This is a genomic window from Adlercreutzia sp. ZJ242 (assembly GCF_011038995.1).
Taxonomy (GTDB): Bacteria; Actinomycetota; Coriobacteriia; order Coriobacteriales; family Eggerthellaceae; genus CAAEEV01.
Map to the genome: position 1 here is coordinate 1 of NZ_JAAKEE010000057.1, position 15505 is coordinate 15505.

The 15505-nt window shown below is 56.5% G+C and carries 15 protein-coding genes; 7 read left to right on the top strand and 8 right to left on the bottom strand.

Annotation, left to right across the window (positions count from 1 at the left end; translation table 11 throughout):
• Positions 1-1027: 1027 nt before the first annotated feature.
• From G7Y49_RS10415 to G7Y49_RS10430, 4 genes are all read right to left on the bottom strand, one after another.
• Positions 1028-1291 carry a type II toxin-antitoxin system RelE/ParE family toxin gene (locus G7Y49_RS10415; RefSeq protein WP_165173554.1) on the bottom strand — a complete coding sequence of 88 codons (264 nt, stop codon included), beginning with the start codon at positions 1289-1291 and terminating at the stop codon, positions 1028-1030.
• Position 1292: 1 nt separating this feature from the next.
• Complete coding sequence (gene relB, locus G7Y49_RS10420; protein WP_165173556.1) at positions 1293-1517, bottom strand: type II toxin-antitoxin system RelB family antitoxin; 225 nt, start codon at positions 1515-1517, stop codon at positions 1293-1295.
• 181 nt (positions 1518-1698) lie between these two features.
• Entirely contained in the window at positions 1699-2880 is a 1182-nt protein-coding gene (locus tag G7Y49_RS10425) for a reverse transcriptase domain-containing protein (RefSeq protein WP_206214650.1), read from the bottom strand.
• An 811-nt stretch (positions 2881-3691) separates the two neighbouring features.
• Positions 3692-5221, bottom strand: a complete 1530-nt coding sequence (locus tag G7Y49_RS10430) for an ATP-binding protein (RefSeq protein WP_165173560.1) — start codon at positions 5219-5221, stop codon at positions 3692-3694.
• A 123-nt stretch (positions 5222-5344) separates the two neighbouring features.
• On the opposite strand from G7Y49_RS10430, the gene G7Y49_RS12525 reads away from it, so the two are divergent.
• The gene (locus G7Y49_RS12525; RefSeq protein WP_370519651.1) at positions 5345-5443 is read left to right on the top strand and encodes an antitoxin; all 99 of its coding nucleotides are present in this window, start codon (positions 5345-5347) and stop codon (positions 5441-5443) included.
• A gap of 860 nt (positions 5444-6303) precedes the next feature.
• Here the strand turns inward: G7Y49_RS12525 and G7Y49_RS10440 are convergent.
• The 3 genes from G7Y49_RS10440 to ptcA all read right to left on the bottom strand — a co-directional run bounded on the left by G7Y49_RS10440 (position 6304) and on the right by ptcA (position 10296).
• Positions 6304-7509, bottom strand: a complete 1206-nt coding sequence (locus G7Y49_RS10440) for an agmatine deiminase family protein (RefSeq protein WP_165173562.1) — start codon at positions 7507-7509, stop codon at positions 6304-6306.
• Between the two features lie 118 nt (positions 7510-7627).
• Positions 7628-9145: an APC family permease gene (locus tag G7Y49_RS10445; RefSeq protein WP_165173564.1), complete on the bottom strand. Its 1518-nt coding sequence runs from the start codon at positions 9143-9145 to the stop codon at positions 7628-7630.
• Positions 9146-9246: 101 nt separating this feature from the next.
• The gene (gene ptcA / locus G7Y49_RS10450; protein ID WP_165173566.1) at positions 9247-10296 is read right to left on the bottom strand and encodes a putrescine carbamoyltransferase; all 1050 of its coding nucleotides are present in this window, start codon (positions 10294-10296) and stop codon (positions 9247-9249) included.
• 339 nt (positions 10297-10635) lie between these two features.
• Here ptcA and G7Y49_RS10455 point away from each other — a divergent pair, with 339 nt between their 5' ends.
• Positions 10636-11604 carry a helix-turn-helix transcriptional regulator gene (locus tag G7Y49_RS10455; RefSeq protein ID WP_165173568.1) on the top strand — a complete coding sequence of 323 codons (969 nt, stop codon included), beginning with the start codon at positions 10636-10638 and terminating at the stop codon, positions 11602-11604.
• Between the two features lie 68 nt (positions 11605-11672).
• Positions 11673-11948, top strand: coding sequence for a hypothetical protein (locus tag G7Y49_RS10460; protein WP_165173570.1), 276 nt, complete (start codon positions 11673-11675; stop codon positions 11946-11948).
• 171 nt (positions 11949-12119) lie between these two features.
• On the opposite strand, the gene G7Y49_RS10465 is transcribed toward G7Y49_RS10460, so the two are convergent.
• A complete protein-coding gene (locus G7Y49_RS10465) occupies positions 12120-12905 on the bottom strand; it encodes a hypothetical protein (protein WP_206214651.1) in 786 nt (261 codons plus the stop codon).
• A 259-nt stretch (positions 12906-13164) separates the two neighbouring features.
• Here G7Y49_RS10465 and G7Y49_RS10470 point away from each other — a divergent pair, with 259 nt between their 5' ends.
• Genes G7Y49_RS10470 through G7Y49_RS10485 form a run of 4 tightly spaced genes read left to right on the top strand, consistent with a single transcriptional unit; the run spans position 13165 to position 15409 of the window.
• Positions 13165-13314: a hypothetical protein gene (locus G7Y49_RS10470; protein WP_165173572.1), complete on the top strand. Its 150-nt coding sequence runs from the start codon at positions 13165-13167 to the stop codon at positions 13312-13314.
• 12 nt (positions 13315-13326) lie between these two features.
• A complete protein-coding gene (locus tag G7Y49_RS10475; RefSeq protein WP_165173574.1) occupies positions 13327-13860 on the top strand; it encodes a hypothetical protein in 534 nt (177 codons plus the stop codon).
• A 31-nt stretch (positions 13861-13891) separates the two neighbouring features.
• Positions 13892-15097 (top strand): ATP/GTP-binding protein, encoded by a 1206-nt coding sequence (locus G7Y49_RS10480; protein WP_165173576.1) that lies wholly within the window; start codon positions 13892-13894, stop codon positions 15095-15097.
• Between the two features lie 6 nt (positions 15098-15103).
• Positions 15104-15409 carry an RloB domain-containing protein gene (locus G7Y49_RS10485; protein WP_165173578.1) on the top strand — a complete coding sequence of 102 codons (306 nt, stop codon included), beginning with the start codon at positions 15104-15106 and terminating at the stop codon, positions 15407-15409.
• Positions 15410-15505: the final 96 nt, after the last annotated feature.

The following is a 15505-nucleotide window of genomic DNA, read 5'->3' on the forward strand; positions in this document are numbered from 1 at the left end:
CCTCACATCACTATACGATTCTATCTATAAGAGCATACAGTCACGTAGGTTCTCACGATGCTCATTTATTAATGGAAAGGTGTTTAATAATTAGCGGAATAGCGCTCATTTTTTGACGCTAGAAACATTCAGCAAGACAAAGGATAGGGGAACCTCTTTCGTTTGCTAGGCTGCTTCCTCGGGCGGGCTTTCGCCTGTCCTCGTCACCGGCGAGGCTATCGCCGCATCCCAAAAACTCTATGCTGGGACGGCGCCTTTAGAAGATCTGCCATCTGCCCTGGCGCTGAGACGCGGCCGCCCGCAGGATGGCGGAAGCGAACGTACAGCGAAACGAGCGCGGAGGTGCGCGGATGAGCCTCGGCGGTGGAGGCTGACAGGCTCGGTAAGCCCAACGACCTTTTCCCGGTTTTCGCCAAATCACAGCGCTTGCGATTCTTTGCTCAACATTTTGGCCAGAATCGCTTCTTCTCGGCAGCCGAGCGTCTCGCCAGTTGACTCGCTTTGTCACCGCATGCTTCTACGCGCGATTCCTGCCGATTAGCCCGTCGAACACATCGCTACCGGGATAGCCTATACTCTTTGCATCTCTGACCTGCTTATTCATGGTCAGTTTCCCAGAAGCCAAGTCGTAGGACCTGACGCGATTATTGTAGACGAAGGTGATATCGGAGCCGGTGGCGTAAACATGACGCAAACGCGCGCTTATCAGACCCTGGTTCTTGATGGGGGCAAGCAGGCTCGTAAAAGACCAGTGCTCAGCATCTTTGTCGAAAAGAAGAACGCTATGCTCCCAATCCCCCATATAGTAGCTCGACGGGACCCTGTGCATCAGGTCGAATCCGTTTCCGATGATATAGAGCGTGCTGTCGCTCGGACGAATTTCCCCGATATCAACGGGGCTTCAAGTCCAGCCGATAGCTTAGAGCGTCTTCGCGAATCATGCACTTCCACGGGGACAACCGAGGGAAATCGCATGGGGAGAGCGCCTGATTTGTCCACCAACCCCATGGCGCAAAGCAACGCCCGCCTATCCGTAGATGTCGCGCCTGTGCCCTATCTCGATGGCCAGCACAACCAGCTCGTCATCCTTGATCTCGCAAAGCACACGGTAGTCACCCACCCTGTAGCGCCAGATACCGGATTTGTCGGCCACGAGGCCCTTGCCGGGGGCCCTCGGGTTGTCGCAGCCGTCAACGTTCTTGAGCAGCCAGGCGACGATGACGCGGCGTACGCCGGCGTCCATCTTCGAGAGCTGCTTGTCGGCCTTCTTGGAGAACCGGAGCCGCCACATGCTACAGGTACTTCTTCGCTATCTCGTCGGCGGGGTAGGACACCGGGTCGGCGTCGAACTCCGCCTTGGCCTGGTGCCATGCCTTGAGATCGAGCTCGTCCTCTATGCGCTCGAGCGCGGCGCGGCGCATGAACTCGGACACGGAGGTGTTAAAGGCCGCCGCGTAGTCGGCGATGAGGTTCTTCTCCTCGCTCTCGAGCCTGATGGTCATCGTCACGCTCGCCATTGTCCCTCCTCAAGTCATTGTAAGACATTGTAGCACATTTAGACTTCTCTTTGGGCAAGGCATAATCCGCGCAGCCCTCTTCTTCATGCGCTCGCTTTCTGACGTTGAGGCGCGGATGTCCGCAGAACTTTGTCGAGAAAGGAGAACGCGGCACTTTCGGAGTTTACAAAGCCTTGCTAGCCTATTCCTCGCTAGCCCGATTGCGCGCCTTGGCAATCTTTTCCATGCTGTGCTTCGCTATGGAAAGAGCCGTCGGATCCTCTAAATCCATTGCCCCCATTGCTCGCTTTGCATAATCAACGAAGCTACCCTTGCCGTCGATATCCCATGATTTCTCCGAATACCTTGCATAAAGGCGCTCGAACCCTCTGCCCTGGCGTACGGCAACGCGAGCTTTTCGCCCCATGCGATAGTAGTACTTTCCAACTGTTTTGGCTCGTATCCGAATATTTGCGCCGTCAAAGGAGAAACCCAAGTAATCAAGCCTTGTCGGCTTGTCTGCCACGCGACCCTTTCGATCCACCTCGAACAGACTGCCAACCTCCCCCAATCGCAAAAAGAGCAGGCTCTTGGTCTTTTCTTGCTGCACTCTCACTCCCGGGTAGCTGGCAATAAGCGAATATGCTCTCTTCGCGTCGCTCAATGCGCCTGCGACATCCCCGTTTGCAACGGGGAGCACCATAGGAACATCATCGCAGTATCGACGATAAAGGTCACCCGAAGCACCTACCAACGTCGACAGATCACCGTCGAGCTCTTTAAGGTACACGTTCGACAACACGGCGCTGAGCGGCGATCCTTGAGGAATACCATGGCCTGTGTCGTTTCTTGTTGTCTTGCCTTTAACCTGTTGCTTGAAAATCTCATATGGCAGAATGGTTTCGCGCTCATTCATCTTCTTCCGAGCGGAATGATCATTTGCGAGTCCATTTAGCTCAAGCAGATCCTTCCATTCCCAGCAAGAATAGCGAGTCGAATTTTTGAAAACAGCGTAGTAGTCTGGCGGCAGCACAGAACAATTCAGCACTTCACACAGAGCGCGCTTCAAGAAAAGATGGTCGACCCCCTCGAAAAAATCCGCGAAATCGCTAACGACAATTACGCAGCTCTCCTGTTTTTCAATAAAGCTGAATACTTCCTTTGCATAATCGATATTGCTTCGCCCTTTGTTGGTGCGATAGGCAATAGCGCATTCGTCGACCGGCGTGTTTTTAACCTGGCGATTATATGCCGCATCAATTAAGAAGGCGTACCTCTGATATACACATCTATCGATGTGAGCGCAGTAACGAATATCTCTCACTTTGCGCCTAGATATAGGTGGCTCACCTGAACGCATTGTGCCAAATTTACCACGCTGCATTTCCGAATGAGCAAGAGGTCAGAATGCGTGTCTAGATACCCACTCGGGGTTAAGAACCTTTGAGCGCGTCTTCCGATCCTCAAGAGAGGTTCTCTTGTCGAAATGAGCGTAGCCTTTCTTGCCGCGATGCTTGTCCACGTACTTAAACCAACTTCGGCAACATAGAATCTGCTCACAGGCGTCACAGGACCTAGAAAGCTCGCAGCATCTCACCTATTTTAATTGTTTCTCGTTTTGCATACCCATTCATACTAGGCCACATGCTCGGAGGAAACGCGGGCGAGGTCACTGACCTCCGAGCAGTTGCCCAAACTATTCTGAGTACGCTGAAGCGCCCTCAGAATCTCGCCTAGTCTCTTCCCTGCTTAGGAGAAGAAGGCCTGATGAAACATCCTATCCTATAATGGAAGGAGGAATCGAGGTGTCCTGCAATCTGCGACGAGGACCACGAAGCTTTCGCGTATCGTCGATAGGCGTAAAGTTCGTTGTCCGATGCTTCTTGACAGAATCAACGACCGCCCTCGCGCCTACGCACGAGGTGAATATGATTATATACTATCGATGCCTGATGCTCTGGACTTTGGGCTTATCACTAACACAGGAAGCCGAGCGTCGTTGAATTCGCAAGTAATGGCTATCTGATTAGATGGGCCACGAATAGGCGTGGGCCCATCTATCTGGCCGTTCTAATGCGTCCGTCCTTACGCTTGTTGGCTAGGTGTGTGCCCCGCTCGCATCGGTGACCCAGGTGTTGCAGACCTCTCGCCGTCCATTGAGGAGCTGCACCCCGGTCCCGTAGGCGGGAAGCCCGTTATCGCGCGAGCACGACTTTTATGTATTCAGAGTCGAACGCACCGATCGGATATTCGCGAATGTAGCCATAGGCTCGGAGCTTTGCCCCGCATTCCAGGCAGACGATGTCCTCAGCATCAAAGTCATACACCACATCGGGTCCCATGGTTATATCGTTATCCTCGCCCGTCGTGGCGTCGATCACGTAATCCGCAAGGTCGATGCGCTGCGCAAACTTGCAGCTCGGGCACTCGATTGTGCGATACATATCGATGTCGTCCCCATGTTCCCACTCGTACGGTTCGGAATAAAGCCCGTCCGTGAACCCTTTGCCCCTCATCATGAAGTCGGTGATGTTCTCATGATATACGCCGCTACGTCGCTGGGTGGAGTCGTTTCTGGTGAGCACGAACTTGGGGTAGTTGTCCCTCTGCCGCTCCAAGGGTGCGTATTCCCGGTCCTCAGTGTCTTTCGAGGAGGCGATGGTCATGGCTACTTGCACGTAGGCGTACCCCATGCTCTGGTCGCGCACGATGAAGTCGCATTCGAGCTTTCCTATGCGCCCTACGCTTACGCTATAGTCCTTGCTGCGTGCGTACGAGTAGACGATGTTCTCGAGGACTGGACCGTAGTTGATCTTGTTGTCCGTGTTCAGCGCGAAAAAGAAGCTCAGGTCGGCCAGATAGTACTTTTGCTGGCCCTGAAGCGATTTGCGCGACTTCATGTCGAAGCGCGTGCACTTTCGAATGATCTTCGCATCCTCGAGAATGCCCAGATATCTGGAAAGGGTCTCCCGCTTGAGGTGGACGCCTTGCTTCTCAAGCTCCTTCAGGATGTTGGTAAGCGATGTCGTGGCGCCGAAGTTATTGATGATGTAGCTCTGTATCTGGGTAAACAGGGAGAGATTCGAGATGCGCACGCGACGTCGGACGTCCTTTTCGATTATCTCGTTCACGACCGACGTGACATAGGTGCGCTTGTCCTGCATGCTGTCGTAGTAAAGCGCCTTCGGGAAGCCGCCCTCCAAAATATAGGCATCCAACTCCTTCGTCAAGTCGGGGCTCACGCGCTTTCCCAGGAACCGCTTCATGTCGCAGTATTCCGGGAAAGTGAGCGTCTGCACCTCGAACTCAATGTAGCGTCCCGTCAATTTCGTGGCCAGCTCACCGGAGAGGAGATAGGAGTTGGATCCAGTGATGAAGATGGAGAACCCGCCTTCGGTGCGAAAGCCGTTCACGACCTCTTCGAACCCCTTGACGTTTTGGATCTCGTCTATGAATACGTACTTCGTCCCAGACAGCTCGGCCAAAGGGGCGATGAGGGCCTCCAGCTGGCTTTTGGATTTGATCGACCTGAGGCCGCGTTTGTCGAGGTCGAGATAGAGGATGTGGTCCTTGCCTACGCCCCGCCCCTCGATCTCTTCCTGTATCATCCTCATGAGACACGATTTCCCGCACCTGCGAACTCCCGATATGACCTTTATTGTTTCCTCGTCATCGTAGAAGCCGCGTATCTTGCTCAGATAGGCCTCGCGTTTGAACAACCTCATTCTCGAATCACCTATTTCTCACTTACGGGGGTAGTTTTTTGAAAAACTATACTTTATACCCCCTGAAGAATGCCTTTTCTCGTGCAGTTCTATAAGATAATTCCAGAATCCGAGGCGATTGCCATGATAACGGCGAAGCTCATGGCCAACGGCGGCTCCCAGGCCGTGAGGCCGCCCAAGAGCTGCAGGTTCGACGGCGAGGAGGTCTACTCAACAGGATAGGCGACACGGTGGTGCTCATCCCAAGGAGAGCGACATGCTGGCCTCGATGCTGGCGGCAGCCGACCTGTTCACCGATGACTTCATGGAGGGCGTCGGGGACAGCATCAGTCCATAACCTGTCGGCGGGCAAAAGCCATCGTAAGCGAAGCTAGAAACCGCAGCGCGTTATGCATGCTTTCTTGTCGTTCACAAAAGGCGAGATTGCTCTCTAGAGATTCGGCAACAGTCAGCATTCTCCGTGTCGACCGGTCGATGAAAGGAGTTAATCAGTGACCTGCTCTATAGCGGCTTAACCGTCCAACAACTACTCGGTGGCGCAATGGCAGTTTCTTCAGGGACGCTGATGTAAATGCCAACGTAAAGAGGAGCATTAAGATCAATGTGCTCTATCTTACATTTGTGGCAAGACGAGAAGGCAAGCGCATCTGCGAGCTGCGGTTTCTTTGAGAAGTTACCGAAATCCGATGTTTGATTGATCGATGGCTAGAAGGCCCAACTCGGGAACTCTGCATACGACAGCCCAATCAAAATAAACCGAAAGAACAAGCGAAAAGAAAGCTAAAGGCACGAAGCAGGCAAAGCGAATCGAAAGATCGGGCTCCAGACATGGCGCGCTCGCATGCCCACCTGGACTCGCGGCCAGATCCTTCGGCTCCGCGCCCTGCGGGCGCTCCGCTCAGGATGACGCCGGGTTGTTCGCCCTGCGTCATCCTGATACGGCGGGCCTCTGCCTGGTGCGGCAGGCTCCTACCTTATGTGGTGGGATCTCGCCTGATGCGGCAAGCTCTTCCTGGTTATGCGCCGGACCTCTGCTTCATACGACAGGCTCCTGCTAGGTGATGCGGCAGGCTCCTCCTGTCTTATACGGCGGGCTCCTGCTGGGTGATGCAGTGGATATTGCCGCCGCCGAAGACCACCTGCTCGGACTGCACGCCTACGCACTGATAGACGCCCTCGCCCCACACCTCGTCGTAAATCTGCTGGAGCACCTCGACGGCCAGCCGATCGTTCTCGTCGCCGTATTGCGGCACGATCACGCCGCAGTTGGTCACGAGGTAGTTCATGTAGGAGGCGATCAGCGGCTCGTCAGCTACGCGCGGCTCGGCGTTCTCGTCGGCGTCGATGGAGTCGCAGGAAGCCTGGTCCATGTACAGCGGGCTCGCCGGCATGGGCAGCTTGTGCACCTTCAGTGGGCGGCCCTTCGCGTCCACGGCGGTCGAGAGCGTCTCGTAAGCCGCATGGCACTGGTCGTAGAAGGGGTACTCCGGATCATCGGTCCAGATGCAGGCCATGACGCCAGGTGCGATGAACGTGGCCACGTCGTCGATGTGCCCGTTGGTCTCCGCAGGGTCGATGCCCTCTCTCACCCAGATGACCTTCTCCACTCCCAAGTACTTCTTCAGCTCGTCGGTCATGTACGCGCGCAGCTCTTCGCTCCAGGGCTCGAATTTTCTGGCGTACGCGGGCCAAATGGTGTCCTCCTGGGCTTCCTCGGCGAGCACGGCCGAGGCAGTGCGGCCCGGGGAGAGCAGGCACTGGTCGGTCACCACCACGGTGCCCTCGCCGTCCACGGTGATGGAGCCGCCCTCGAGAATCATGTCGTCGGGGCGGTAGCGGCGACAGCCCGCCAACTCGGCCATCTTCTCGGCAATCTGCTCGTCCTTGTCCCAAGGGAAGTACAGGCCGTCGACAAAGCCGCCGTACGCATTGAAGTGCCAGTGGCAGGCGCGCTTGCCGCCCTTGCCGTCGATGACGAACGTGGCGCCGGTGTCGCGGAACCAAGCGTCATCGGTGGTCATCTCGATGACGGTCACGTTCTCGTCATCCTCGAAGACGGCCTTGCAGTTGGCGTAGTCAACCTGGTTGGCGCACATGTACACGGGCGTGAACGCGGCGATGGCACGCGCGATGGCGGCGTACTGCCTTTGGGCGGGCTTGGCGCCGTGCGCCCACGTGTCGGTGCGGTGAGGCCAGCCCATCCACACGCGCGTCTGCGGGGCGAACTCAGCCGGCATGTAGAAGCCGTCGGCTGCAGGGGTGGAAACAGATTCGGGAATCGTCTTCATGGGAAGTCCTTTCGCGAGGTTGCGGTGGCGAGCGGTACGCCTCTCCAGGGGCCGCCGCTCCAGGGGATGCCGCCTTAGGGGCGCCGCCCCAAAGGCGGCATCCCGCCTGCGGTGAGCGTCATGCGGTTGTGGTGGGCGCGGGCGCATCGGCGTGCGCATCGACGAGCGACTCGTCGCGCGCATCATCGGGTGTTTCGCCAAGCGCTTCCGCAGCTTCCTCTGCGAGGCGCTCTGCGGCAAGCTCCAGGGTGAGACCTTTGAACTCCTCCTTGCGGCCTCGTGCCGAGATCACGCGCACTGCCTCGCCCATCAGCAAGAACACCACGAATATCACCAGCATGGGCAGCTTGTCGGCCACCTCCTCGCCCGACAGCGGCACGATGGTCGCCACGATGGCCAACACCAGCTCGATCACCGGGATAGCCAGGATGACCTTGCAGGCCGTGCCCGAGAACGGGAAGCGGTACACGCGCGGGCGTTCCGCGTCAACCTTGCGCAGCCTCAGAAATGCTGGGAACATGGGGATATAGGTGAGCAGCAGGAACACGACGCTCGTGGCGAACAGCGTCCAGAACAGCCCCTGGGAGATGTTCTCGTCGGGAATAAGCTGAATGAGCAGCACGGCCGAAGCGACCACGCCGTTCACCACAGCCGCGCCGGTGGGCATGCCGGTCTTGGGGCTCACGTGGGAGAACACGCGCGGCAAGTTCTGGTTCTTCGCCGCGTACTCGGCCACCGCGTTCACGCCGAAGGACCAGGACGCCATGTTCGCGAACAAGGTGATGAGGAACACGACGGCGATGATGATGAAGATGGGGCTTGCTTCGCCCACCATTGTCATGACGGCCATGATCATGCCGAAGTCCGGGTCGATTTGGTCGGCGGGGATGGCCGCGCCGATGCCGAAGCCGCAGAACAGGTAGATGGCGCCGATGGCCAGGCCGCCCATGATGATCGCCTTGGGGATGTCGCGGGAGGGGTTCTGCATGTCCTTGGCGAACGTGCACACCACCTCGAAGCCCATGAAGTTGAAGATGATGATGGACAGGTATCCAAGCGCGGCGGTGTTGGTCACGTCGGGCAGGAAGGTCGCCGGGGACATGTCGCCCGCAAATCCGTTCATGCACGCAAACCAGATGCCGAGCACGCCCACGCTGAGAGCCACGAGCACCTTCAGCACCGCGCCGCCGTTCAGAATCCACTCGGAGTCAGACACCTTCGAGAAGCTCATGAACACGACGATCCACACGAAGACGAGCTCGATGAGGAGCGTGACCAACAGATTCGACTCTATGTCGATGCCGAGCACCATGCCGAGAATCGGCGGGAACAAGGTTGCCAGGCTGGCGATCCACAGGGGGAAGTTGATCCAATAGTACCAGCCGATGCGCGCGCCCCACTTGTCGCCGAGTGCGTCGCGCACCCAATCGTAGATGCCGCCCTCGGAATCGTAGGTGGTGCCCAGCTCGGCCACCACCATGCCGTAAGGCAGGAGGAACGTGATGATGAGGAAGATCCACCAGAAGAACTGCTGGTTGCCGATGGCCGCCGCCGGAGCTGCCGCCTCGCACACGAACACCACGCAAATGACCGAGAGGATAACGCTTACGAAGGAGAACTTCTTCTTACCGCTCATGAGGGTAACTCCTTAATTTGAGGAATTGATTTGATGAGCTCAAGCGCTTAGGGGCCAGCAAAGACCCGGAGGTTGGCAAGAGCACGCCAGGGTAAGCGGAGCTACAGGCCGAGCTTGCCGAGCTTCGCCATGCGGGCATCCACCACGGCCTGCGCCTCGTCGGCCGCAACGGCGTCGCGCGGGCCCTGGGGGCACAGCGTCGCCAAGATGGCGCGGATGGAGTGCTTGCGGTTCTCGGCCTCCACCCAGCACAAGCTGTGCTCGGGGTCGTCCATCACCGCATCCACAACCTCCTCGCCGCGCGTGGCCGGCAGGCAGTGCATGAACTGGGAGCTCGGGCCGGCGAAGTCCATCATCTCGGGCGTCACCTGATACTTCGGGTAGAACACGTCCAGGTAGCTGGCGCCTTCCTCCTCCTGGTCGTACAGGCCGTACCACACGTCGGTGTACACGAAGTCGGCGCCCTTGATGCACTCGATGTCGTCGGAGATGGTGATGGTGCCGCCCGACACCCGGCAGTTCTCCTGTCCGATGGCGAGCAAATCCACCTTGTTCTCCACCTGCAGGCCGCCGTCCGTGATCTGATGGCCCTTCGGCCCGAACTGCACGAAGTCCATGCCCATCTTCGAGGCGATGAACATCAGCGACACGCACACCTGGGTGGCGTCGCCGATGAAGGCGAGCTTGCAGTCCTCGATCCTCTTGCCCGCAGGCAGGTTCTCGATCATGGTCATGAGGTCGCCGAGTTCTTGGGTGGGGTGGTTGTACTCGCTCATGCCGTTGACCACAGGCGCGGCGGAGTACCGCGCGAGGTCCACCACGTCCTTGTGGCGGTCGACGCGCGCCATGAGGATGTCCACGAGCGAGCCCATCACGCGCCCCGAGTCCTCGATGGACTCATGTCCGCCGAGCTGGATGGAGCCTGGGCCGAAGAACTGCGCATGGCCGCCCAGGTCGGTCATGGCGGTCTCGAAGGAGATGCGCGTGCGGGTTGACACCTGCTGGAAGATCATGCCGAGCGTCTTGTTCTCCAGCAGAAGCGGGTAGCGCCCGCCCTCCTTGATCATCTTCTTCATGGCAATCGCCAGATCCACCATGTCCAGAAGCTCTTCCTTGGTGAAGTCGTTGGTATCGAGATAATCCTTGACCATGAAACCCCTCCTTAGGGACTTTCCTCGACCCCGCGCGCCAAGGCGCCGGCGCCTTCTTTCCGCAGCTCCTCGCCATGAGCTCTGCGGCTCTTGGCTCGCATCATGGAGTCGGTGCGGATGCTTGGAAAGTCTCGTCGGGGATTATTTTTCACGCGACGTGGCATAACGCAGGCTTATATCCAAAATAATCCCGCGAAACGGACCAGGTGACCGGGCTTTTGTGCTTCAATGGACCCATCGAGCCGCTGCGATTCGCATGCCGGCAAAAGCAGTTCAGCGAGTGCCCATAAACCGATCCCGCTCTGTAAACCAAACCCGAGTTTAGATGAGGAGCATGGCGTGGAAACTGCTTTCTACCTCTATACCATTCTCATCATGGTCGTCTGCTTGGTGGCGGGGTCGGTGTCGCTGTCGGCTTACTTCGTGTCGCATCGACGTTCGTTCCTCTATGCGTTTCTTATGCTGGTCTTCTACTTTCTCGACTTGGCGCTCATCTTCCAGTATGAGTACCTGGGCCAAAACATCGCCTACTCGCTCGATTCGTTCTACGGCATCGACAATCCGGCGCTGCGCACCCTCATGGGGCTGGGGACCCTGCAGTCGCTCTGGATGGTGGTGTGCGACTACCTCAACGAGCGGCGCATGCTGTTAATAGTTGCGCCGGCGATCGCCTTCACGGCGTCATGCGCGACCATCATCCTGGCCCTGCCGGAAACCGCGCTTCGCCAGTGGCTGTTCTACACCACGCGCCAGGCGTTCATGCTGTGGTGCCTTGGCTATGCGCTGCTGCGCTACCGCACCACCGCGAGCAGGGTGGAGAAGGCCCGCCTGCGCCGCCACAAGCGCCTGTTCGCTTTGACGGCTGTGCTGGTCATCATGATAGTGCTCGAGGACGTGCTCATGATCCTCGTGCTCGACCCCGGCGTCATCGGCAACGCCACGCTCCTTCCCCTCTACATCTCCGAGCGCAACTTCTCCGAGAACGTGCTGATCATCGTGTTCTCCTTCGTGACCCTGCGCGCCGCGTCGGCCACCTTGCACCTGCGTTTCAAGGAGCCGCCGATGCCCGAAACCCCTGACCTGTACGCCTACGTCGACGACATGCTGCCCGCCTACGGCGAGCGCTACGGCCTCACCGCCCGCGAGCGGGAGATACTGCGCCTGGTCCTCGAGGGGAAGGACAACCAGAACATCGCGAGCGAGCTGCAGCTAGCCCTCGGCACCGTGAAGGCCCATGTGCACAACATATTCAAGAAGACCGGCCACTCCACCCGCCAAGACCTCATCCAGGACTTCTGGAAGGGGTGAGGGAGAGGGGCTCGACGCTTCACACGAACCCTGCAACTCAACACACATAGACGGAAGGATGGATTGAAATGAGCAAAGAAAACGGGGAGGAGCGCTCTGCTGCTCCATGGATTCTCGTGTCCATAACGGTGGATTTAAAAGGCGAGCGCGAGCCCATGGCTCAGGTGAGAACGCCCGATGGAGACAAGGAGGTGCCGCTTTCGGAAGCAAAGGGCAAAGTCAACGTTTTCGAGCAGCTACCCGAATACAAGAAGAAAGAGCTCGCAAGAAAGCTGTTAGCTGAATACAAGGAATGGAAAGCCGGGCAGGAGGCCAATCCCCCTCAGCAGATAGAAGGCAAGTAGCATCGACTCTGCGACGCAGCGTCATGTGTCTTCACGCCCGATCGGATAACCCAAGACTCATTCTGGCGTTGTTCCGCTGCTCTTGGCTCTGCCTTGGCCCAGTGACACAGCCCTGACGAAAGGTCGTATCGCGGCATCCTGATCCATCGGGAGCAACGTGACCCCAATGCGCTATTTGACCAGCCTGTGTAATGCCTTACAGATCGTCACCCCGAAATCGATCAGGAACGACTTCTGCTCATCGCTGAAAGCCGCTCTCTCGCTGAGTGCTTCCTCGCTCGAATGCCTGAAGCACTGGAGCTTACTCTTGAGCCTCTTCACAACATCCTCGTCCACGAAATCGAACATCACTTCATCATAATCCGGCTGGATGAACTTGCCGTCCTTCTTGAGAAGGTTCTCTATGAGATTCACTATCTCCCTGAGCCTCTCGTCGTCGCTCATCTCCTCGAATCCTGCGTTCCTCGCGGATATCAGCCTGATCTTCTGGTTTATATCTTCGTCAACGAGAGCAGATGGCTTTTCACGCTTGAATTTCATGCCTGCAACGATCGCGCGGCGCGTTGCGTAACGCACGACGCCATTGTCATCGCGGCCAAGCGCGATGATTCTGTCGCGAATTTCTGTGTAGATGAAATCGGATGGATCGCACGGCGGTCTCCTCAGCACGTTCGGAAACTCATCGATGATATAGCCGCAAGCGTCCAGGTAGTAGGCAATCAAGTAGAACCAGCACGTATCTTCAGCGTTCGGACAATCGTTGCCTGGCTGGCAAAGATCTCGAAATTTGTCAATCGCCTCCTCCTCGTCATGCACGAGGAACTGGTAGCTTTCGCTTTCCTGCTCCCCGTAAAACACGTTGTAAGTCTTGTTCACGTTTCTGACAAGCGCGTAGAAGCGATGGTGATAATCGCTGTCCTTGATGTTGTTTAGGTAATAATCTCTCAGGTCGATCATGTCATCAATCCTTTCCGAGCGCACCGTCCCTTGATCGTCATTAGCATCCCTCGAGCCATCATCTCTGCTAACCGCTCGAGCACCATGCAGTATGATGACACGCTGCCATCTCCGTTGCATCAGACGCGTGAAACATCTCTCACAGCGTTATCAATAAGGGCCATCCAGCTCCTCAGGGCAATCGCTCTCTCTGATTTCGGAAAGGTCGGAAACCCCGGACCCGACAAGAGTTCCGAGAAGCCCGATCGACAAGGCAATTATGAAGGTAGATGAAATTAACTCAATATTGTATAAACTAGTCCAGCTCTATAATGGCGACATGAAGAACTTCGTCGACATACTCGCAGAGCGCTTCGGCAGAGGCGAGCCCATCCTCCCGGAGGACGCCCTGGCCGTATTCCCGGGCTAGGCGCGCAGCACGGTGTTCGGCTGGCTGAAGGCGGCCGTCGCCGAGGGCACGCTCGCGCGCTTCTCGCGCGGCGTGTACTACGTCCCGGAGCGCGCGGAGGTCCTCGGCCGCGCCGTCGAGGCCCCGCTCGACCCCGAGAAGGTCATCGCCCGAAAGTACCTCGTCGCTGGAGGCGAGGCGGCAGGCTTCGTCAGCGGGCTCGCGCTGCAGAACCACTCCCGCGTGAGCAACCAGGTCCCCGCCGTGCTCGAGGTCACCACCAACGCCGAGACGAACCGCTCCCGAAGGATTCGCCCCTTCGGAGGCTACCGCGAGATCGTGCTCAAGAAGCCGCGCGTGCTGTCGAAATGCAATGCTTACGACAGCAAGAGGAGCGTATTTACGAGCCTTGACGAACACCTAGCCTCTGAATCAATTACAGCGAGCCGCATCGCATTTCTTAACATTAACTCTGCGTGTATCATTCGTTCCAGCATCTTTTTACTATTTAAACTAACGAAAAACGCAGAAACGCGTAAAACTCCGATAGTTCTGGCAAATAAATGATATTGTAAGATTATTGGAGAAGGAGGAGAGAATGACACGACTGCTATCACTTGAGATCGAAAACTTTAGATCCTTCCGCAAGGCGCAGACGATTAATTTCGGTGACCTTGAGGGTCGTAGAATCACTGCACTTTACGGTGCCAATGCGTGTGGAAAATCTAATGTGATCAAGGCGTTAAAAGCAGCTTTCTCCTGCATCGTGAACTCGTCCTCTGCCAACTGGAACCTACCCTACGAGCCGTTTCTTCTGAAGCAAGGCAACTGGGAAAAGCCAACGCGTTTCTCTCTTAAGTTTGAAGATGACAGACGCTTGTTCATCTACGAATTCTCCTTCGATCACGATAGAGTTGTCGGCGAAACGCTTTGGGAGCAATCTTCCAATAGCCTCAGGCGAAGGACCGTGTTCTCTCGCGATGCCGAAGTGAACCTGAACTCAACCGCTGCAAAGAATAAGTTCGGAAAGCGTCTGCAGAATAAGACCCGGCCCGAAACGCTAATCATCACCAAGGCACGAGAAGACAACAACGAATACGCGAACATCGTCTTCAACTTGCTTTCTTCCGTATCGATTATCGATGACAATTCGAGCTGGGACTTGCTGACGCCTCGGTTTGTTGGGATGCTCAGGCATAATGAGAGCCTCAAGGGCAAAACCGTCTCTCTCCTGCAAAAATGCGACATCGCAATCAGGGATATCGCATTCAGCCGAGTGCCCATTTCCGAATCGGCAATTGACTCACTTCCCATCCAGGTTCCGTCTCACATCAAGAAGGCGATGCTCAAGGAGGGCGGAACTGAGTTCAAAACGCTACATGCGGTTCGCGACGAGGAGGACACCGTAGTCGGCTTGGCGGAGTTTGACTTCGCCTCGATGGAGTCTATGGGAACTCAGAAGTTTTTCGAGGTGGCCGTTCCGATCATCGATGCCATAGAAACCGGCAAGACGCTATTCATTGATGAGTTCAGCTCTTATATCCATCCCGTCTTGGCGCGAGCTATCATATCCATGTTCAGATCGCAATCCAATGACAGCCTCGGGGCAAGCCTCGTGCTCATCACGCATAACACTTCGATAATGTCCGACTTGGGACGTGACGAAATGGCGATTGTTGAAAAGACCCTTGGGGAAGAGTCACGCATTCTCACCTTTGCTGAGGCTGGAGCCAGAAAGGACGATTCGTTTGAACGCCGCTACAATGCCGGCTATTACGGCGGCATTCCTTTCATCAAGGAGTAGGTGCTCATGGCCAGTATGATGCTTATTTGCTGCGAGGGGAAAACTGAATGCGAGTACTTTGATATTCTGCGTCGAAGCGTATTCCGCCTCCCTGGCTATTTTGATATCAGGATCGAGGGAGAGAAGGGTCAGCATAAGAAACTCATTGATCATACCGTTGCACGTCGATCTAAGATTGCGCAGGAGGAAGGTCTTGTCGAAGACGACGTTGAATGCTGGGTCGTTTGCGATGACGACAATATGATTATTTCCAATTTTCAGCCGCATCGATTTCGTAGCGAGCAACACCCGATTTCAGGACGAGCCGCATAACCTCCAACACCGCGATTTCAAGCAGAGCCACGCTTCCTATACTCGACTGGCATTGCCAACCAGATCGAGAAAGGAAGGTTCATCATGGCAAAGCAC

What these genes read in the sequence shown, in the direction of transcription:
- G7Y49_RS10415 (WP_165173554.1), bottom strand. Translation starts at nt 1,291, where the DNA reads ATGTGGCGGCTCCGGTTCTCCAAGAAGGCCGACAAGCAGCTCTCGAAG.
- relB (WP_165173556.1), bottom strand. Translation starts at nt 1,517, where the DNA reads ATGGCGAGCGTGACGATGACCATCAGGCTCGAGAGCGAGGAGAAGAAC.
- G7Y49_RS10425 (WP_206214650.1), bottom strand. Translation starts at nt 2,880, where the DNA reads ATGCAGCGTGGTAAATTTGGCACAATGCGTTCAGGTGAGCCACCTATA.
- G7Y49_RS10430 (WP_165173560.1), bottom strand. Translation starts at nt 5,221, where the DNA reads ATGAGGTTGTTCAAACGCGAGGCCTATCTGAGCAAGATACGCGGCTTC.
- G7Y49_RS12525 (WP_370519651.1), top strand. Translation starts at nt 5,345, where the DNA reads ATGATAACGGCGAAGCTCATGGCCAACGGCGGCTCCCAGGCCGTGAGG.
- G7Y49_RS10440 (WP_165173562.1), bottom strand. Translation starts at nt 7,509, where the DNA reads ATGAAGACGATTCCCGAATCTGTTTCCACCCCTGCAGCCGACGGCTTC.
- G7Y49_RS10445 (WP_165173564.1), bottom strand. Translation starts at nt 9,145, where the DNA reads ATGAGCGGTAAGAAGAAGTTCTCCTTCGTAAGCGTTATCCTCTCGGTC.
- ptcA (WP_165173566.1), bottom strand. Translation starts at nt 10,296, where the DNA reads ATGGTCAAGGATTATCTCGATACCAACGACTTCACCAAGGAAGAGCTT.
- G7Y49_RS10460 (WP_165173570.1), top strand. Translation starts at nt 11,673, where the DNA reads ATGAGCAAAGAAAACGGGGAGGAGCGCTCTGCTGCTCCATGGATTCTC.
- G7Y49_RS10465 (WP_206214651.1), bottom strand. Translation starts at nt 12,905, where the DNA reads ATGATCGACCTGAGAGATTATTACCTAAACAACATCAAGGACAGCGAT.
- G7Y49_RS10470 (WP_165173572.1), top strand. Translation starts at nt 13,165, where the DNA reads ATGAAGGTAGATGAAATTAACTCAATATTGTATAAACTAGTCCAGCTC.
- G7Y49_RS10480 (WP_165173576.1), top strand. Translation starts at nt 13,892, where the DNA reads ATGACACGACTGCTATCACTTGAGATCGAAAACTTTAGATCCTTCCGC.
- G7Y49_RS10485 (WP_165173578.1), top strand. Translation starts at nt 15,104, where the DNA reads ATGGCCAGTATGATGCTTATTTGCTGCGAGGGGAAAACTGAATGCGAG.